At 52.3% G+C, this 20,831-nt stretch carries 2 protein-coding genes; both read right to left on the bottom strand.

Annotated elements, in window-relative coordinates:
• Window positions 1–22: 22 nt before the first annotated feature.
• The gene (locus tag EKN56_RS00060) at window positions 23–997 is read right to left on the bottom strand and encodes an OmpA family protein (RefSeq protein WP_130589942.1); all 975 of its coding nucleotides are present in this window, start codon (window positions 995–997) and stop codon (window positions 23–25) included.
• A gap of 83 nt (window positions 998–1,080) precedes the next feature.
• Window positions 1,081–20,532: an Ig-like domain-containing protein gene (locus EKN56_RS00055; protein ID WP_130589941.1), complete on the bottom strand. Its 19,452-nt coding sequence runs from the start codon at window positions 20,530–20,532 to the stop codon at window positions 1,081–1,083.
• Window positions 20,533–20,831: the final 299 nt, after the last annotated feature.

Here is a 20,831-nt window from a genome sequence, read left to right as displayed (position 1 = left end):
GGTTTGGTTTACTTCATTACTCTTAATAACCTGCGCCGGTTTGGATCATGGTGTCGACGCGACGGTTAGCACGGTTGCAGAAGTTGCGTTCGTTGTTTGGCAGGCCGGTGCAGTCAACCGTTGGGTTGTTGGCGCCCTGACCGCTAACAGACAGTACTGATGGTGAGACGCCGTAGGAGATCAACATCTTCTTCACGGTTTCTGCACGCTGTACTGACAGCTTCTGGTTAAACGATGGGTTACCCACCGGGTCGGCGTGGCCGACGATGTTGACACTCGAACCCGCAGGCAGACCATTGATGTGGTTTGCCATGTTTTGCACGATTTCTGTACCGCCCGCTTCAATATCCGATACGTTTTTACCGGCGAAGCTGAACAGTACGTTGCCTAACGGTGAACCACCGACGTAGTCACAGGCGCGTACTGCGGAGGCACGGTTAATGGTCGCGCCACCTTTGTAGCCAAACAGTTTGCTTTCGGCCTGGGTACGAGTGACTGCGATTGGTGTACCCACACCCGGTACGCGGTTAGCTTCGATAAAATAAGTTTTGCCACCATTTAATCTAGCGACCGATTTTGGCGTTTCTTTACCGTTATAATTCGGTGCATCATCCGCATAGGCTTCGATGATGTGTTTTCCCGGCTCCACACAGAACACGGTGAACTCACCGTTTCTTAATGCACCCTGGAATTCACGATCGACATAAACGTTTGATACGCCCACATCCGCATCACCCGGCTGACGATAGAACACCACCTGAGCCAGATTTTCACTGACTCTGGCTACCGGTACGTATTGAGTACCGGTATGGGTCAGTACTACCGGTGCAGAAACAGTAGCTGCTTCTTCCGTTGAACTGATTTCCATCACATCATTCGCCGGTACACTGGCAGCTGTTACGCTGAAGGCTAATAAAGCAGGAATCACACCCGCAGCAGATACGCGTAATAGCGTTGTCAGCTTATTCACTTCAGACCCCTTGTTTTCCCTAAACATATTTACTCCTGGGTTATTCAGTTATTGGTAAATTAATCAGTGTCCCGAAAGGACTGCCTTACGGCAGTCCTTCGGTTAAGCCATTACAGGATGACCGGGTTCACCGTATTCTCGACCAGCACCTCAATTCCTGAGGCGCCCATAGTCCAGACGTTATAAGTGTTACCTTGATACTGGTAATTGCTTTGCGACATGGTCCACTGACCATCAGTACCCTCTAACTGCAGGGTACTGCCGGCTTCGCCGTTGACCACAATCGCTTTATTGCCACTGTTAATTGCCAGTTCTTCTGATCCCAGGCGCAGGACATCTTCCAGCGATACGTTCATGGTGTTGCCACCGTTGCCCATATCGAAGATCTCCACTGAGCTCAGCTTGTCTTTCAACGCACTCAGGTCTAACAGTTCGCCGGTGGTATCCAGGATCAGGGTGTCGATACCCTCATCACCGGAAATATGAGCGAAGTCTGTAGAGATAATCTTAATGATGTCGTTACCGTCACCACCCGATACCTGATCCCCTTTACCGATGCCGATAAAGGTGTCGTCGCCCAGACCGCCCAGCAGAATGTCTTCGCGCTCGGTACCGAACATAATGTCGTCACCCACACTAAACATTTGCGTGATGGCCTGGAAGTCGCTGGTTGTCGCAGACACTTTTCCATCGTCGATGACTATCTGGTGGTTCGCTAACAGCTCTTCCAGAGTTGCTTTGGTATCTTTCAATGTCAGCAACTCGGTACTGCTATAAGCTGAGCCATCACCATCACGGTCAATAGACAGAATAGTGTCATTACCGCTGTAGGACACAGAGAGGTACTGAGTAATCCGGTCACCGGCATCAATGGTTGCAACACCATTAATATAGTGAGCCGCACCGTCAGCATCCGCGATGTAACCAACCAACATGTCACTTACGTCAATAATGTCAGCATTTGGTGTTGCTTCCACCGTACCAATCGCGAAGTTATAGACCGTATCGCGACCGTTGCCACCATTATTGGCTGATAAGCTCAGCGACTTATACATCAGCGTATCCTGACCATTACTACCAAGATGGAAGGTGTCATCGCCACCGCGACCTTCAAAGTAGTTATGCGCTGCTGTACCACTGGTAAAGGTGTCGTTACCGCCACCGCCAGCGATCCCTTCGATATTCACAAACTGTGCATTACCGAAACCGGTATTCTGCATAGTCGTCTTGCTCAGATCGATGGTCAGTGCTGTATTACCTGCCAGTTTGTAGTCAACGATGTCCAGACCGCCAGTATCACTCCAGGACTTAACGCCGGATATCTCCGTGGTACCGCCCGCGCCGTTATACAAATCATTACCCTGAGTGGCAAAGAATGTATCGTTGTAGCCGGTTCCCACAATACCCGTCTTGTTGGTGCCGCCGTTGGCGCTGGCGTTCGCAACGTTGGTTTCAGACTCGGTAGTCAGCACATAGGCATGGTTAGCCTCTTCTGCCTTCAACCCAGCCCATGCCTTGTTGACGTTCTGAACGGTGGTGCTGTCCACACTGGCCACACCACCCACGTTGGCGACTGCCCCCTTCTCTGAACGCAGGATGACTGCACTGTATGACTTGCTGGCATCCAGGTTATAGAAGTCAACAATCGCCGTACTGTCGTTGGTCTGGTTGCCGGACTGCGGGTTGATGATTTGAGTGGAAACCACTTGGCCTGTGGCCTCATCAATCAGCTGTACCGTATTGCCATACAGGGAGTTAATACCGCCCGCATCCAGAATACGCAGGTGGATAGCCGTGCCGTAACCAACATCATTTTTGTTCTCAATGTAGGTAGTAACACCACCGTTAGTGAACACTAACAGGTCACGGTCGCCGTCCCAGTCAATATCAATGGCGATAGCACCAGTGACTTGCTGCGAGGTGCTCGTGCCACCAATCGTCGTTTTACCCACTTGGGTAAGCAGATTCGTGGTGTCAAAGCTCACCGTGCTACCGGTTGTTGTATTGGTGTACAGGTTAACCGGTCCGGACGCTCTGGCGTTCGACATACCGCCGGTGTTACCCATGCCCGGCAGTTCGATAACGTCCATCTTACCGTCGTGGTTCCAGTCCAGCGCAAGAGATGCACCACCCGCAAGGGTGTCGTCATTAAAGGTATACATTCCTGCGGCGGTTGGGTTACAAATACCGTCGTTGTTCGGGTCATCGAACACCAGTTTGCCGGTTCCGTCGTTAAAGTAGATCCGACTGGCGTGCTGTGCTGCGTTGGTGCCAGAAGCAGCACCGGAGTTAGTGGTGCTGGCACTTCCACGGCCCAGGAACAAGTCCATCATGCCGTCGCCGTTAAAGTCGCCCCAGGTCATGGCAACACCGTTACCGATATTCGGGTCATCATCCGAGCCGCGCTGGAACACGTTCTCAACGATCTGATTGACCTTCCAGTTTCCGTTGTTGGTGCCGTTAACCACCACCAGACGGGCCTGATCGGTACTCCGTGCAGCTGAACTATTGGTTGCCCCGTCCTTATCAATACGTGAGCCATCCGCAACGATGTTCTGACTGTGCATTACAAAGTCAACGATACCATCGTTGTTGATGTCCACACCGGACAGTTCCATATCAGGTTGTGACTGATCCAGCCCGATTGGTTGGTGCGAAGCGTTGGCCGCATAGTCCGTTGCGAACGTACCATCTTTGCTCATACCGGTGATCGTACCGTCATTATTCAGTACGATCTGCGAACCATAACCACCACGAATAGCACTATCGTTAGGCGTCTGGTCACCGTTGATCATATCAACATAACCGTCGCCGTCTTTATCGATAGCGATAATCCCGCCGTACCAGCTCCAGGTGTTGGCACTGCCATCAGTACCCGCATCACCGGCAAAGTCGCCGGACTGAGACGTGTTGGTGTTTGCCCCCACCTGGTATGCTACATAGGTAGAACCGTTGTAGTAGAACATCTGCTGACCGTCGTTATAGTTACTATCTATAGCAAACAGATCCATCAGACCATCACGGTTATAGTCCATAAAGGTAGCGTTCTGTACGTAGTTATTCGCGTCGTACCCGGTACCGGTGTTACTGACCAGTTTCGTCGTAGTGAAATCACCCAGCGTTGATGACGAAGTTGCCTTCGACTCCAGCATGGCCTGGTTACTATGGATTCTCCATGTACCATTTTCACTCAGCGTAACCGCAGTACCCTTCTGGTTCGGATCGCCGCCACCCGCACCTACCGTAACGGTAGATGTTGGCGATACGGTAAGCTCATTGAGCGTATCGTCATTAGTGATGCTGGCACCATAAACATCATATAGCACCGCTTTCACGTCATATTTTCCGATAGGTAACGCATCGCTGTCCGGGATCTGGACATACCATGTGTTATTACGGAAATCGATCACCACGCTACCGTTCTGCGAGCTGTATTTCTTACCGTTCACCGTTACTTCAAGGTATTCGCCCGGCAGAATATCAAAGCCGGTAGAACCCGTGATAATTGGTGTGGTATCCAGCGTATCCTGAACGTTAATTACCACCGTCAGGTCAATTGATATTACGAAGTTATTGGACACAGTCCCTTCGTTACCCGCCTTATCCGCCACAACAGCACGGAAGGTATAGGTCATATCATCTTTCAACGCAGATGGATCGAAACTCCAAGAAACGTTGTCCGCATGTACTGTTGCCGTACCCAGCATTAAACCGGTAGCAACATCGTAAATACGTACTTCATCACCTGCCTCCAGAGGAGCACTGATGGTTCCGTTCAGCGTTGGAGTACGGTCGTCTGTTGTCGTATTGGTACCAAACTTACCTTGTGACAGACCAACATCATCGGTGTAATTGAGAATATCAATGGTCTGCGTTGGCGGATCCAAATCGATAGTCAACAAGAAGTCCGGTGAAATGGTGGCTTTGTTTCCGGCAACGTCAACGGCAACGGCAGTAAAGGTATAGGTGTTGGTATTAACCAGCCCGCTTACCGCAAATGTCCATGAACGATTAACCAGATCGACCGTTGCGATGCCCAGTAGAATGCCATTCTGATAAATCTGGATGACATCGGTACTGTCAAGGTCGCCACTCCAGGTACCTTTCAATATCGGAGAGGTATCATCGGTGGAGGTACCACTACCCAGTATCAGCCCCTTATTGGTGCCAACATCATCGTGGTATCCTTCAATTACCACCGCTGCAACTGGTGGGGTACCGTCAATATTCAGGATGAAATCAGCAGATGGCGCACTGGCGTTACCCGCTTTATCAGATGAAATGACGTAGTAGTCATGACGACCTTCGGCCTGCTCTGGTAACTCGTAGCTCCACTTACCTTGATCGTTAACCAATACACTACCCAGCACTTGATCATTCTCATCATAGATGGTGATTAAGCTGCCCTTCTCGCCGGTACCGTGCAGGGTTGGGGTCTTATCATCAGTAAACGCACCTGAGTTCATATCACCGGTGACATCGCCGAAGTTATCCACGGCTTTATCAATGGTTGGCAGAGTCGGTGGAATATTATCGATAGTAAAGATAAATTCCGGACTCATGTCAGTCACGTTGCCTGATGTATCCTTCGCCGTCACCGTCACTTTATGCTCACCCTGACCCAGGTCAGTAGTTGGCGTAAAGCTCCAGGTGCCGTCGGCTTTCACCGTGGCCGTACCCTGATTCACTCCATCGATATACACAGTAACAATACTGCCTGGCTTGCTGACCGTACCCACGATTTCCGGACGCAGGTCATCAGTAATGCCGTTTGGCAGAATATCGCCGGTTACCGTACCTACGTCATCGATCAGGTTATCGATCTTGACGGACAGCGTACTGGTATCAATGGTGATGTTAACCACTGGTGTTGACGCACCCTGGTTACCCGCTTTATCGGTAACCGTGGTGGTGAACTTGTAGTTACCATCCGGCAGATCGGTAGTCGGAGTAAATGTCCAGCTTCCGTTATCACCCACTTTGGCTGAACCAATCGCCACGCCATCGTTGTAGATGGTGACAATGCTGCCCGCTTCTGCCTGACCGCTGAAGGTTGGTGTTGCATCATCAGTGGTATCGCCATTTTTCAGCTCACCCTGATAATCGCCGACGTTATCAGTGATCAGCAGGCTTTCTACCGGAGACGGTGCCTTAGTATCCACTTCAATGACAAACACATCGCTTGGATCGCTCACCTGACCAATTGGTGAAGTCGCGGTAAAGGTGATGTCGTGCGTACCGTCTTTCAGCGCCGTTGATGGTTCAAACGTCCAGTCACCATTGCTGTCAGCCTTAGCTGTACCCAACAGTGTGGTGCCGTCGTACACATGAATGGTGCTGCCTGCCGATGCCTTACCTTCAAAGGTTGGTTTGGTATCGTCAGTCACGTCGCCGCTCTTCAGCTCGCCCGTTACTGTACCTACATCATCGATAACCCTATCCAGCGTTGGAGCAACTGACGGAGTACCATCCAATGTCACGGTGTAATCGTTACTTGGTCCCACTTCGTTGCCGACCGGATCGCGTTCGTAAGCAGTGAACTTATTGCTACCCTCTGCCAGCGCATTCTCCGGACGGAAGGTCCAGGTTTCATCGCCCTTAACAATCGCTGTACCCAACAGCACATTGGCACCTGACTCATGGGAGACATAGATATAAATCGTGTCACCCGCCGTACCGGTACCGCTGATGGTTGGACGACTGTCGTCGGTGAAGTCACCGTCGTCAACGTTGCCCGTTACGTTACCTACCTGATCGTCCACGCCGGTGATCTTCAGCTTGCTGAGATCCGGACCAGTAAAGTCCATTTCCAGCACGAAGTCAGCGGATGGCATGCTCACGTTGCCCGCTTTATCGGTCGCCGTAACATGGAACTTATGCTCACCTTCCACTAATGGCGAGGTTGGCGTAAAGGTCCACTGGCCAGTGGTTTCATCAGCCACCACAGAGCCTAACAGCGTTTCGCCGTCGTACACCTTAACGGTGCTGCCCTTCTCGGCTTTACCGGTCAGGGTTGGCGTCGGGTCATCCGTTGCCATACCGTTTGTCAGCGTACCCTGAACGGAGCCCACGTCATCTTTCGCCGATTCAATGGTTGGTTGAGTCGGAGCCACGTTATCAACCGTGAACTCAAATGCCGAGGTTGGATCGGTGGTGTTGTTGGACTGATCGGTAGCCGTCACGGTAATGCTGTGCTTGCCCTGACCCAAATCGGTGGTCGGGGTGAAGCTCCAGCTCTTATCCGCATTAACGGTGGTAGAGCCCAGCAGAGTTGCGCCATCGTATACTTTGATGATGCTGCCCACTTTACCGGTACCGGTGATTTCCGGACGGGTATCGTCGGTTACGCCGTTTGGTGCAATCGGCCCGGTGATATCGCCCACGTCGTCAATCAGTTTATCCAGGCTGACTTCAACCGTTTCGGTGTTAACAGTGATGTTCACAACCGGAGTGGCATCACCCACGTTACCGGCTTTGTCCATCACGGTGGTGGTGAACTTGTAGCTTCCATCCGGCAACGGTGTGCTTGGCGTGAAGCTCCAGGTACCGTCGGTACCGACTTTCGCCGTACCTAACAGGTTGCCGTCGTTGTAGACAGACACGGTGCTGCCCGCTTCGGCTTTACCGCTGAAGGTCGGGGTGTTGTCATCGGTGGTGTCACCGTCTTTCAACGGACCCTGATAGTTACCCACGTTATCGCTGATCAGCAGGTTCTCTACCGCACCCGGAGGCGTGGTATCCACGGTAAAGTCAAAGATACCGGTCTTATCACTGGTCTGACCCACGGTGTTGGTGGCATCGGCAGTAATATTGTACTTACCGTCCACCAGCGCAGGATCTGGAGTAAAGCTCCAGTTACCTTTGTCGTCAACTTTCGCCGTACCAATCGCCACATCGTTGTTGTAGATAGTGACGGTACCGTTGGCCACTGCCGTCCCCTTCAGGGTTGGCGTGTTGTCATCGGTCACGTCGCCTTTCTGCAATGGCACAGTGATAGAGCCCACGTTATCTTCCACGCGGTCAATCGTTGGTGGCTGTGGCGGGTTACCGGCCAGCAGGATGTCATAGCCGTCACTTGGACCCGCTTTGTTACCCACCGGATCCATTTCCACTGCGGTAAATTCGTTCTTACCGGTGGACAGCGCCGTATCCGGACGCAGACTCCACTTGCCATCACTACCTACAGTGGTGGTGCCCAGCAGGCGATCGCCCATATCGTCTTTCACGTAGACAAAGATGGTGTCGCCAGCCGTACCTTCACCCCAGATGGTTGGACGGTTATCGTCGGTTTCAGAGCCGGATGTCACGTTACCGGTGACTTTACCCACGTTATCGATCACTTCGGTGATCTTCAGTGCGTCCGGATCCGGACCGGTGAAGTCCATATTCAACACGAAGTCAGCGGATGGCAGACTCACGTTGCCCGCTTTATCCGTTGAGGTGACATGGAACTTATGCTCACCTTCCACTAATGGCGAGGTTGGCGTAAAGGTCCACTGGCCAGTGGTTTCATCTGCTACCACCGAGCCTAACAACGCACCACCATCGTATACCTTAACGATGCTGCCCTTCTCGGCTTTACCGGTCAGGGTTGGCGTTGGATCATCCGTTGCCATACCGTTAGTTAACGTGCCCTGGATGGCGCCCACATCATCTTTCGCCGATTCAATGGTTGGCTGAGTTGGGGCCACGGTATCAACCGTGAACTCAAACGCCGAGGTTGGATCGGTGGTGTTGTTGGACTGATCGGTGGCCGTTACGGTAATGCTGTGCTTGCCCTGACCCAAATCGGTGGTCGGGGTGAAGCTCCAGCTCTTATCCGCATTAACGGTGGTAGAGCCCAGCAGAGTTGCGCCATCGTATACTTTGATGATGCTGCCCACTTTACCGGTACCGGTGATTTCCGGACGGGTATCGTCGGTTACGCCGTTTGGTGCAATCGGCCCGGTGATATCGCCCACGTCGTCAATCAGTTTATCCAGGCTGACTTCAACCGTTTCGGTGTTAACAGTGATGTTCACAACCGGAGTGGCATCACCCACGTTACCGGCTTTGTCCATCACGGTGGTGGTGAACTTGTAGCTTCCATCCGGCAACGGTGTGCTTGGCGTGAAGCTCCAGGTACCGTCGGTACCGACTTTCGCCGTACCTAACAGGTTGCCGTCGTTGTAGACAGACACGGTGCTGCCCGCTTCGGCTTTACCGCTGAAGGTCGGGGTGTTGTCATCGGTGGTGTCACCGTCTTTCAACGGACCCTGATAGTTACCCACGTTATCGCTGATCAGCAGGTTCTCTACCGCACCCGGAGGCGTGGTATCCACGGTAAAGTCAAAGATACCGGTCTTATCACTGGTCTGACCCACGGTGTTGGTGGCATCGGCAGTAATGTTGTACTTACCGTCTGCCAGCGCAGGATCTGGGGTAAAGCTCCAGTTACCTTTGTCATCAACTTTCGCCGTACCAATCACGTTACCGTTGTTGTAGATAGTGACGGTACCGTTGGCCACCGCCGTCCCCTTCAGGGTTGGCGTGTTGTCATCGGTGACGTCGCCTTTCTGCAGCGGAGCCGTGATAGAGCCCACGTTATCTTCCACGCGGTCAATCGTTGGTGGCTGTGGCGGGTTACCGGCCAGCAGGATGTCATAGCCGTCACTTGGACCCGCTTTGTTACCCACCGGATCCATTTCCACCGCGGTAAATTCGTTCTTACCGGTGGACAGCGCCGTATCCGGACGCAGACTCCACTTGCCGTCACTACCCACAGTGGTGGTGCCCAGCAGGCGATCGCCCATATCGTCTTTCACGTAGACAAAGATGGTGTCGCCAGCCGTACCTTCACCCCAGATGGTTGGACGGTTATCGTCGGTTTCAGAGCCGGATGTCACGTTACCGGTGACTTTACCCACGTTATCGATCACTTCAGTGATCTTCAGTGCATCCGGATCCGGACCGGTGAAGTCCATGGTCAGCACGAAGTCAGCGGATGGCAGACTCACGTTGCCCGCTTTATCGGTCGCCGTGACATGGAACTTATGCTCACCTTCCACTAATGGAGAAGTTGGCGTAAAGGTCCACTGGCCAGTGGTTTCATCTGCTACCACCGAGCCTAACAGCGCGTCGCCGTCGTACACTTTAACGATGCTGCCCTTCTCGGCTTTACCGGTCAGGGTTGGCGTTGGATCGTCCGTTGCCATGCCGTTAGTCAGCGTACCCTGAATGGCACCCACGTCATCCTTCGCCGACTCGATAGTCGGTGCATTTGGTGCCACGGTATCAACCGTGAACTCAAACGCCGAGGTTGGATCGGTGGTGTTGTTGGACTGATCGGTAGCCGTCACGGTGATGCTGTGCTTACCCTGAGACAGATCGGAAGAAGGCGTAAAGCTCCAGCTCTTATCCGCATTAACCGTGGTGGAACCTAACAGCGTCGCGCCATCGTATACTTTGATGATGCTGCCCACTTTACCGGTACCGGTGATTTCCGGACGAGCATCGTCGGTTACGCCGTTTGGTGCAATCGGCCCGGTGATATCGCCCACGTCATCAATCAGTTTATCCAGACTGACTTCAACGGTCTCAGTGTTGACGGTAATGTTCACAACCGGTGTGGCATCGCCCACGTTACCCGCTTTATCCATCACGGTGGTGGTGAACTTGTAGCTTCCATCCGGCAATGGTGTGCTTGGCGTGAAGCTCCAGGTACCGTCGGTACCGACTTTCGCCGTACCTAACAGGTTGCCGTCGTTGTAGACAGACACGGTGCTGCCCGCTTCGGCCTTGCCGCTGAAGGTCGGGGTGTTGTCATCGGTAGTATCACCGTCTTTCAACGGACCCTGATAGTTACCCACGTTATCGCTGATCAGCAGGTTTTCGACTGCAGCCGGAGGCGTGGTATCCACGGTAAAGTCAAAGATACCGGTCTTATCACTGGTCTGACCCACGGTGTTGGTGGCATCGGCAGTAATGTTGTACTTACCGTCCGCCAGCGCAGGATCTGGAGTAAAGCTCCAGTTACCTTTGTCATCAACTTTCGCTGTACCAATCACGTTACCGTTGTTGTAGATAGTCACGGTACCGTTGGCCACCGCCGTCCCCTTCAGGGTTGGCGTGTTGTCATCGGTCACGTCGCCTTTCTGCAATGGCGCAGTGATAGAGCCCACGTTATCTTCCACGCGGTCAATCGTTGGTGGCTGTGGCGGGTTACCGGCCAGCAGGATGTCATAGCCGTCACTTGGACCCGCTTTGTTACCCACCGGATCCATTTCCACCGCAGTAAATTCGTTCTTACCGGTGGACAGCGCCGTATCCGGACGCAGACTCCACTTGCCATCACTACCCACAGTGGTGGTGCCCAGCAGGCGATCGCCCATATCGTCTTTCACGTAGACAAAGATGGTGTCGCCAGCCGTACCTTCACCCCAGATGGTTGGACGGTTATCGTCGGTTTCAGAACCGGATGTCACGTTACCGGTGACTTTACCCACGTTATCGATCACTTCAGTGATCTTCAGTGCGTCCGGATCCGGACCGGTGAAGTCCATGGTCAGTACGAAGTCAGCGGATGGCAGACTCACGTTGCCCGCTTTATCCGTTGAGGTGACATGGAACTTATGCTCACCTTCCACTAATGGAGAGGTTGGCGTAAAGGTCCACTGACCTGATGTTTCGTCAGCCACTACGGAACCTAACAATGCATCGCCGTCGTACACTTTAACGATGCTGCCCTTCTCGGCTTTACCGGTCAGGGTTGGCGTCGGGTCATCGGTGGCGGCGCCATTGTTCAGGTTACCCTGAATAGCACCCACGTCATCTTTCGCCGATTCAATAGTCGGCTGAGTCGGTGCTACCGTATCGATAGTGAACTCAAACGCCGAGGTTGGATCGGTGGTGTTGTTGGACTGATCGGTAGCCGTCACGGTGATGCTGTGCTTGCCCTGACCTAAATCGGTGGTCGGGGTGAAACTCCAGCTCTTATCCGCATTAACGGTGGTTGAACCTAACAGCGTCGCGCCATCGTATACTTTGATGATGCTGCCTACTTTACCGGTACCGGTGATTTCCGGACGGGTATCATCGGTCACGCCGTTTTGTGCAATCGGCCCGGTAATATCGCCCACGTCATCAATCAGTTTATCCAGGCTGACTTCAACCGCTTCGGTGTTGATGGTGATGTTCACAACCGGTGTGGCATCGCCCACGTTACCCGCTTTATCCATCACGGTGGTGGTGAACTTGTAGCTTCCATCCGGCAGCGGTGTGCTTGGCGTGAAGCTCCAGGTACCATCGGTACCGACTTTCGCCGTACCAATCAGGTTACCGTCGTTGTAGATGGAGACGGTGCTGCCCGCTTCGGCCTTGCCGCTGAAGGTCGGGGTGTTGTCATCAGTGGTGTCGCCATCTTTCAATGGTCCCTGATACGCACCCACGTTATCGCTGATCAGCAGGTTTTCTACCGCACCCGGTGCAGTGGTATCCACGGTGAAGTCAAACACACCGGTCTTATCACTGGTCTGACCCACGGTGTTGGTGGCATCGGCAGTAATATTGTACTTACCGTCTGCCAGCGCAGGATCTGGGGTAAAGCTCCAGTTACCTTTGTCGTCAACTTTCGCCGTACCAATCACGTTACCGTTGTTGTAAATGGTCACCGTACCGTTGGCCACCGCGGTTCCCTTCAGGGTTGGCGTGTTGTCATCGGTCACGTCGCCTTTTTGCAGCGGAGCCGTGATAGAGCCCACGTTATCTTCCACGCGGTCAATCGTTGGTGGCTGTGGCGGGTTACCGGCCAGCAGGATGTCATAACCAGCGCTTGGACCAACCTTATTGCCCACTGGATCCATTTCCACCGCAGTAAACTCGTTCTTACCGGTGTTCAGAACCACATCAGGACGCAGGCTCCACTTGCCGTCACCACCCACGGTGGTTGAACCCAGCAGGCGATCGCCCATATCGTCTTTCACGTAGACAAAGATGGTGTCGCCAGCCGTACCTTCACCCCAGATAGTTGGACGGTTATCGTCGGTTTCAGAGCCGGATGTCACGTTACCGGTGACTTTACCTACGTTGTCGATCACTTCGGTGATCTTCAGTGCATCCGGATCCGGACCGGTAAAGTCCATGGTCAGCACGAAGTCAGCGGATGGCAGACTCACGTTGCCCGCTTTATCGGTCGCCGTGACATGGAACTTATGCTCGCCTTCCACTAATGGAGAGGTTGGCGTAAAGGTCCACTGGCCGGTGGTTTCATCTGCTACCACGGAACCTAACAGTGCACCACCGTCGTACACTTTAACGATGCTGCCCTTCTCGGCTTTACCGGTCAGGGTTGGTGTTGGGTCATCCGTTGCACTACCGTTAGTCAGGTTACCCTGAATAGCACCCACGTCATCTTTTGCTAACTCAATGGTTGGTACAGATGGCGCCACGTTATCAACAGTAAATACAAATGCTGAAGTTGGATCGGTGGTGTTACCGGACAAATCAGTGGCCGTTACGGTGATGCTGTGGCTGCCCTGACCTAAATCAGTGGTCGGGGTGAAGCTCCAGCTCTTATCCGCATTAACCGTGGTGGAGCCCAGCAGAGTTGTACCATCGTATACTTTGATGATGCTGCCCGGCTTACCAGTACCGGTGATTTCCGGACGGGTATCATCGGTTACGCCATTTTGTGCAATCGGCCCGGTGATATCGCCTACGTCATCAATCAGTTTATCCAGGCTGACTTCAACCGCTTCAGTATTGACGGTGATGTTCACAACCGGGCTGGCATCGCCCACGTTACCGGCTTTATCCATCACGGTGGTAGTAAACTTGTACTCACCATCCGGCAGCGGTGTGCTTGGGGTGAAGCTCCAGTTACCATTGGTATCCACTTTCGCCGTACCCAGCAGATTACCGTCGTTGTAGATAGAAACGGTACCACCCACTTCAGCCTTACCGCTAAAGGTCGGGGTGTTGTCATCGGTGGTGTCGCCGTCTTTCAGCGGACCCTGATACGCACCCACGTTATCGCTGATCAACAGGTTTTCGACTGCACCCGGTGCCGTGGTATCAACGGTAAAGTCAAAGATACCGGTCTTATCACTGGTTTGACCGATAGTGTTAGTCGCATCGGCAGTAATATTGTACTTACCGTCCGCCAGTGCAGGATCTGGGGTAAAGCTCCAGTTACCTTTGTCGTCAACTTTCGCCGTACCAATCACGTTACCATTGTTGTAGATAGTCACGGTACCGTTGGCTACCGCGGTTCCCTTCAGGGTTGGCGTGTTGTCATCGGTCACGTCGCCTTTTTGCAACGGTGCAGTGATAGAGCCCACGTTATCTTCCACGCGGTCAATCGTTGGTGGCTGTGGCGGGTTACCGGCCAGCACAATCTCATAGCCAGCGCTTGGTCCAACCTGGTTACCCACTGGATCCATTTCTACCGCGGTAAATTCGTTCTTACCGGTGTTCAGAACCACATCCGGACGCAGACTCCACTTGCCGTCATTACCCACGGTGGTTGAACCCAGCAGACGCTCACCCATATCGTCTTTCACGTAGACAAAAATGGTGTCGCCGGCGGTACCTTCACCCCAGATGGTTGGACGGTTGTCGTCGGTTTCTTTACCTGATTCCACGTTACCGGTGACTTTACCCACGTTATCGATCACTTCGGTGATCTTCAGTGAGTCCAGATCCGGACGGGTATAGTCAGTAGTCAGAATGAAGTCAGCAGATGGAACGCTGGTGTTACCCGCGGCATCTGTCGCTGTCACATGGAACTTGTTCTCACCTTCTGGTACTGGCGTCGATGGTGTGAACGTCCACTTACCGGTGGTGCTGTCAGCAACTGTTGAGCCTAACAGCGCGCCATTATCATAGATCTTCACCACGCTGCCTTTCTCGGCAGTACCGGTCAGGCTTGGTGTGGAGTCATCGGTCTTATCGCCATTGTTCAGAGTACCCTGTTTTGTACCCACGTCATCCTGGGCTGACTCAATGGTCGGCATGGTTGGCGCAGTGGTATCCACGGTGAACTCGAACGCAGAAGTACGATCGCTGGTGTTACCCGCCTGATCTTTGGCAATCACGGTGATGCTGTGCGCGCCTTCTTTCAGTGGGGTGGATGGCGTGAAGCTCCAGGTGCCGTCGGCTTTCACCGTGGTTTCACCCAGTTTCACAGAGCCGTCATAGATGGTCACGGTGCTGCCCGCTTTACCTTCACCGGTGATTTCCGGTTTGGTATCGTCAGTCACGCCGTTTGGTGTGATATTGCCCTGCTTATCGCCCACATCATCAATGATTGCACTAATGCTGACCACAACGTTAGTAGTATCAATAGTGATAGTCAGTGATGGGCCATCGGTATTGGTGTTACCAGCTTTATCAGTGACAGAGGTAGTAAAGGTGTGCTCACCATCCGGCAGGTTGCTGTCCGGGGTAAATGACCAGTTACCGTTACTGTCGACTTTGGCAGAGCCAATGGCATTACCATTGTCATAGATGGTAACCGTGCTGCCCGCTTCGGCTTTGCCACTGAAGGTTGGCGTCGCGTCATCGGTGGTATCGCCATCCAGAATGTAACCCTGTTTATCACCCACGTTGTCGAATACCTGCAGGTTTTCAACCGCGTTAGGTGCCTTGGTATCCACTTCAAAGTTGAAGATACCGGTAGGTTTACTGGTTTGTCCCAGCGGGCTGGTGGCGGTAGCGGTAATGTTGTGCATACCCTCTGCCAGTGCCGTGGTTGGCTCGAACGTCCACACGCCTTTTTCGTTAGCGGTGGCAGAACCAATCAGCGTTGCACCGTCATAGATACGTACCAGATAGCCTGCTTCAGAAGTACCGGTGATAACTGGTTTGGTATCATCCGTCACATCGCCTTTCTGCAATGCACCGGTGATGTCACCCACATTATCCAGCACGTTAACGATAACCGGCTCGGTTGGACGTGACATATCCAGCGTGACGACGTACTCGGCGCTTGGATCGGTGAAGTTGCCCACCGGATCGATTTCTACTGCGGTGAACGTGTTCTCACCCGGCAGTAATGGCGATTCAGGCTGTAAGCTCCACTTATTGTCAGACCCTACCGTGGTACTACCAATCACATGCTTACCGGTGGCATCTTCGGCATACACAATGATGGTGTCGCCAGCGGTACCGGTACCGTGAATGGTTGGACGGCTGTCATCGGTGGCTTTACCGTTTTCGATATTGCCGGTGATTTCACCGTAGTTATCCGTTACACCAGAGATCTTCAGATTGCTGGCATCCGGACCGGTATAGTCGGTGGTCAGGATAAAGTCAGCAGATGGAGAGCTGGTATTACCCGCCGCATCGGTAGCCGTCACATGGAACTTATGCTCACCTTCGCTGATTGGGGTAGACGGTGTGAAGCTCCACTCGCCGGTGATATTGTCTGCTGTCACCGAACCCAGAACTTTACTTCCGTCATAGATAGTAACCAGACTGCCTTTCTCTGCCGTACCTTTCAGGGTTGGCGTGGAGTCATCAGTCATACTGCCGCTGGCCAGTGAACCTTGCTTGCTGCCTACGTCATCAAAGGCAGAATCAATGGTCGGTGTGTTTGGCGCAGTGGTATCAACAGTAAAGTCAAACGCTGCCGTTGGACCAGTCAGGTTGCCCGCTTTATCGGTCATGGTAACCGTAATGCTGTGTGCACCTTCTTTCAGTTCAGTGGTTGGCGTGAAGCTCCAGCTACCGTTGGCTTTCACCGTGGTTTCACCCAGCAGGGTTGAACCGTCGTACACCTTGATGGTTGCGCCTGGTTTACCCTGACCGGTGATTTCCGGTTTAGTATCGTCAGTCACACCATTAGCGGTGATATTGCCGGTTACGGTACCCACATCATCGATTAATGCGGTGATGCTGACCGGATCGTTTGAGGTATCAACCGTCAGAGACAGGCCCGGACCATTTGGATTCACGTTACCCGCTTTGTCGGTCACGGTGGTAGTGAAGTTATGATCACCATCAGTCAGTGCTGAATCTGGTGTAAACGTCCACTTGCCTTCGCCATCCACTTTCGCCGTACCCAGCACTTTACCATCGTCATAGATAGTGACGGTGCTGCCCGGTTCCGCTTTACCGCTGAAGGTCGGGGTGTTGTCATCGGTGGTATCGCCGTTGCTCAGTGGCCCCTGATAATCACCGACGTTATCGGTCACTACCAGATTTTCCACTGCGTCAGGCGCTTTGGTATCCACTTCAAAGTTGAAAATACCGGTCTTATCGCTGGTTTGACCCACCGGGCTGGTAGCGGTAGCGGTAATGTTGTGCTTGCCGTCAGACAGTGCCGTATCCGGAATAAATGTCCAGACACCTTTGCTGTCAGCCGTTGCCGTCCCTAACAGGGTGGCGCCATCGTAAATACGGATGGTGTAGCCTGCTTCAGCAGTACCAGTGATAGTTGGTTTGTTATCGTCAGTCACATCACCTTTTTGCAATGGACCGATAATATCACCCACATTATCCAGCACGTTCACAATCACCGGCTCGCTTGGACGGGAAACGTCCAGAGTCACGGTGTATGAGTCACTTGGGTCAGTTTTATTACCGGCCGGATCCATTTCAACCGCAGTAAACTGGTTGCTGCCCGGCAGTAATGGGGTTTCTGGCTGAATGTTCCACTTACCGTCAGAACCGACCGTACCGCGACCAATTTCATGGTTACCGGTGCCGTCGTTCACATACAGAATAATGGTATCGCCTTCAGTACCGGTACCGCTGATAACCGGACGGCTGTCATCGGTGGCACCACCGTTGGTGATGTTGCCGGTGATTTCACCGTAGTTATCCATCACGCCAGTGATAGACAGATCTTTGGCATCCGGTGGGGTGGTATCCACGACGAAATCAAAGCTGTCGGACGGATCGCTTTCGTTACCCGCTTTGTCAGTTTCCGTCACGGTGATGCTGTGCGGGCCATCACTCAGTTCAGTCTCTGGCGTGAAGCTCCATGCACCGTTTTCATCAACGATAGCGGTACCAATAACTTTATCGCCATCTTTAACGGTAATGGTGTTACCCGGTTCGCCTTCACCGGTAAAGGTCGGGGTCTTATCATCAGTTTCATCACCCGGTTTGATAGCGCCGGTGATATCACCTTCGTTATCAATAACACTACCTAACTCCGGTTTAGCCGGTGCGGTAGTATCCACTTCAAAGTCGATTGGATCGGACGGATCACTTTCATTACCCGCTTTATCGGTTTCAGTGACCACTAAACTGTGTTCGCCTTCGCCTAACGGCTGCTCTGGTTGAACGGTCCACTTACCGTCTTCGTCCACCGTTGCGGTACCCAGTACATTACCGTCTTCGTCTTTCAGAGTAATGGTGCTGCCCGGTTCGCCTTCACCGCTGAACTCCGGACGAGTTTCATCGGTTACGTCGCCTGAATTAATCGGGCCAGTAATGCTGCCGGTGTTATCCGTTACGCCGCCAATGGTTGGTTTTTCTGGCGCAATGGTATCCACCACCACTTCAAACGGATCGGACGGGTCACTTTCGTTACCGGCTTCGTCGATTTCGACGATAACCAGTTCATTAGAACCTTCTGGCAGTGGCTGCTCTGGCTTCACGGTCCATTTACCGTCTTCATCCACCACGGAGCTGCCGATAATTTCGCCATCTTTGTCTTTGATAACGATGGTGCTGCCCGGCTCGCCTTCACCGCTGAACTCCGGCTGGGTTTCATCCGTTGGTTCACCAGTATTGATAGGACCCGTTTTGTCACCGGTGTTATCAGTTACGCTGCCGATTTCAGGTTTGGAAGGAGGGGTAGTATCCACCACGAAATCAATCGGTGCAGAAGGATCACTTTCGTTACCGGACTTGCTGGTTTCCGTGGTGGTAATGCTGTGACTACCTTCTTCCAGTGCCACATCCGGGATCAGGCTCCAGTTGCCGTCTTCACCAACAACCACGCTGCCGATAGGCTGATCGTTGTCATAAATGGTGATGATGCCGTCCGGTGTACCTTTACCGGAGAATTCTGGTTTGGTTTCATCAGTCTTATCACCGGACTTGATTGGACCGGTAATATCGCCGGTGTTATCCATGATGGTGATAGAATCTGGTGCATTAACACCTGTCGTATCAACGGTAAAGTCGCGGGAGTCAGAAGGTTCGCTGACGTTGCCGGCTTTGTCCGTTTGAGTATAAGTAATGCTGTGGCTACCTTCGCTTAATGCTGTCTCTGGCGTAAAGCTCCAGGTACCATCTTCACCAACGGTAGTACGACCAATTTCGTTGCCATTGTTATAAATAATAACGGTGTTACCCGCTTCGCCCCAGCCTTTAAACTCTGGTTGGGCGTCATCAGTAATATCACCATTGTTAATCAGGCCGGTCTTATCACCTACATTATCGTAGGCTTCAAGGCGCGGTGGCTTATCTGGCGCAGTGGTATCAACGTTAAAATCGAAGGTTGGGGAAGTTGCGCTGGTATTACCGGCTTTGTCGGTTTCCGTAGCGGTAACCTGATAGTGACCGTCTGCCAGATCTTCGGTTGGCGTCCAGCTCCATTTGCCGTCTGCACCAACGGTGGTTTTACCCGCTTCTTTACCATCAATGAAAATCGTGATGGTACTGCCTACTTCACCTTTGCCGGTGAACTCAGGGCGGGCATCATCAGTGGTTGCACCGTTCGCGATTGGACCCTGAATAGAACCCACATCATCCAGTGCTTCAAACATTGGTTTGTTTGGCGCTACGGTATCAACGATGAAAGTGAAATCATCAGACTGGCTGCTGGTTTGGCCTTCAGGGTTGGTCTGAGTAACAGTGATCTTGTGAGAACCTTCACTTAATGCCGTCTCTGGCTTAAAGCTCCAGTTACCATCCGCACCCACAACGGCAGAGCCAATCGCTTTACCGTTATCGTAAATGGTGATGATGTTACCAGCGTCACCGGTACCAAAAAGAGTTGGTGTTTTTTCATCCGTGGTGGAACCGTAAGAGATCGGTCCGGTAATATCGCCGGTCGCATCCGTTGCGCCGCTCAGCGTTGGTACTGAAGCTGGGGTTGGTGATGATGAACCGTCATCTTTGTTGTGCTCGTAAATGGCATTGCCGACAATACCACCGATAACGGCTGCGCCCAGGAACCATGGCCATAAAGCCAACAGTCCAAAGTCATTGTTTTCCGTATTTTCAAACAGATAAGCACCGTCACCCATTGGCATTCCGCCAAGAGCAGCAGGGGCAAAGCTACCGTCATTAAACAGGTAGCCATCACCCAAAGCCGAACCATCCGTGATTACATAGGCATAAACCTGGCCATCCTCTGCCATACCTAATAACGGCGTGTTATCGCCGGATACATAGTAATCTTCAATAACGATTGCAGGTGCTGAATCCCCTTCCAGAATCACATACAAATCGTCACCATTACGCTGCAGAGTAACGTTCTCTGGCGCATAGTTGTCGTCTTGATTCTTGAGAAGGTATTTATTGCCCGGCTGAATCTTAATCTTGATGGGCTTACCTGAGTTGAGGGATACTACCTGAGAAGGGCCGCTTCCTGTGTTTACCAATAAACTGGCGTTTGTATTCATACTAGAATAACTCCTTTATCCTTACATATTTCCTGAAAGTCTCTCGCGTTCCGCGCTAAACACTAAAACAAAATCCACACATTAAGTCTGCACAAATAACACACATTCACGCGTTATATTACCCCAACTCCAACACATTGCGCGATCGAATGAATTTTTTGTAAAACATATTTCAGTTCTTTGTTCTTTTGTAAGCGAATTTTTCAGGCAAGAAATCTATATGAGTAATTAGGAGCAGTTTTATTTAAAGGTTATACTGATTAAAAAGATATAAACGAATTTTATATAATTAACAAACA

Origin of the sequence: Limnobaculum zhutongyuii (genome assembly GCF_004295645.1) — a bacterium.
Lineage (GTDB): Bacteria > Pseudomonadota > Gammaproteobacteria > Enterobacterales > Enterobacteriaceae > Limnobaculum > Limnobaculum zhutongyuii.
Note: the sequence above shows the minus strand (reverse complement) of the source record. Positions and strands in the feature narration are given on the sequence as shown.

Coding starts and splice junctions, on each gene's coding strand:
- EKN56_RS00060 (WP_130589942.1), bottom strand. CDS start 997: ATGTTTAGGGAAAACAAGGGGTCTGAAGTGAATAAGCTGACAACGCTA.
- EKN56_RS00055 (WP_130589941.1), bottom strand. CDS start 20,532: ATGAATACAAACGCCAGTTTATTGGTAAACACAGGAAGCGGCCCTTCT.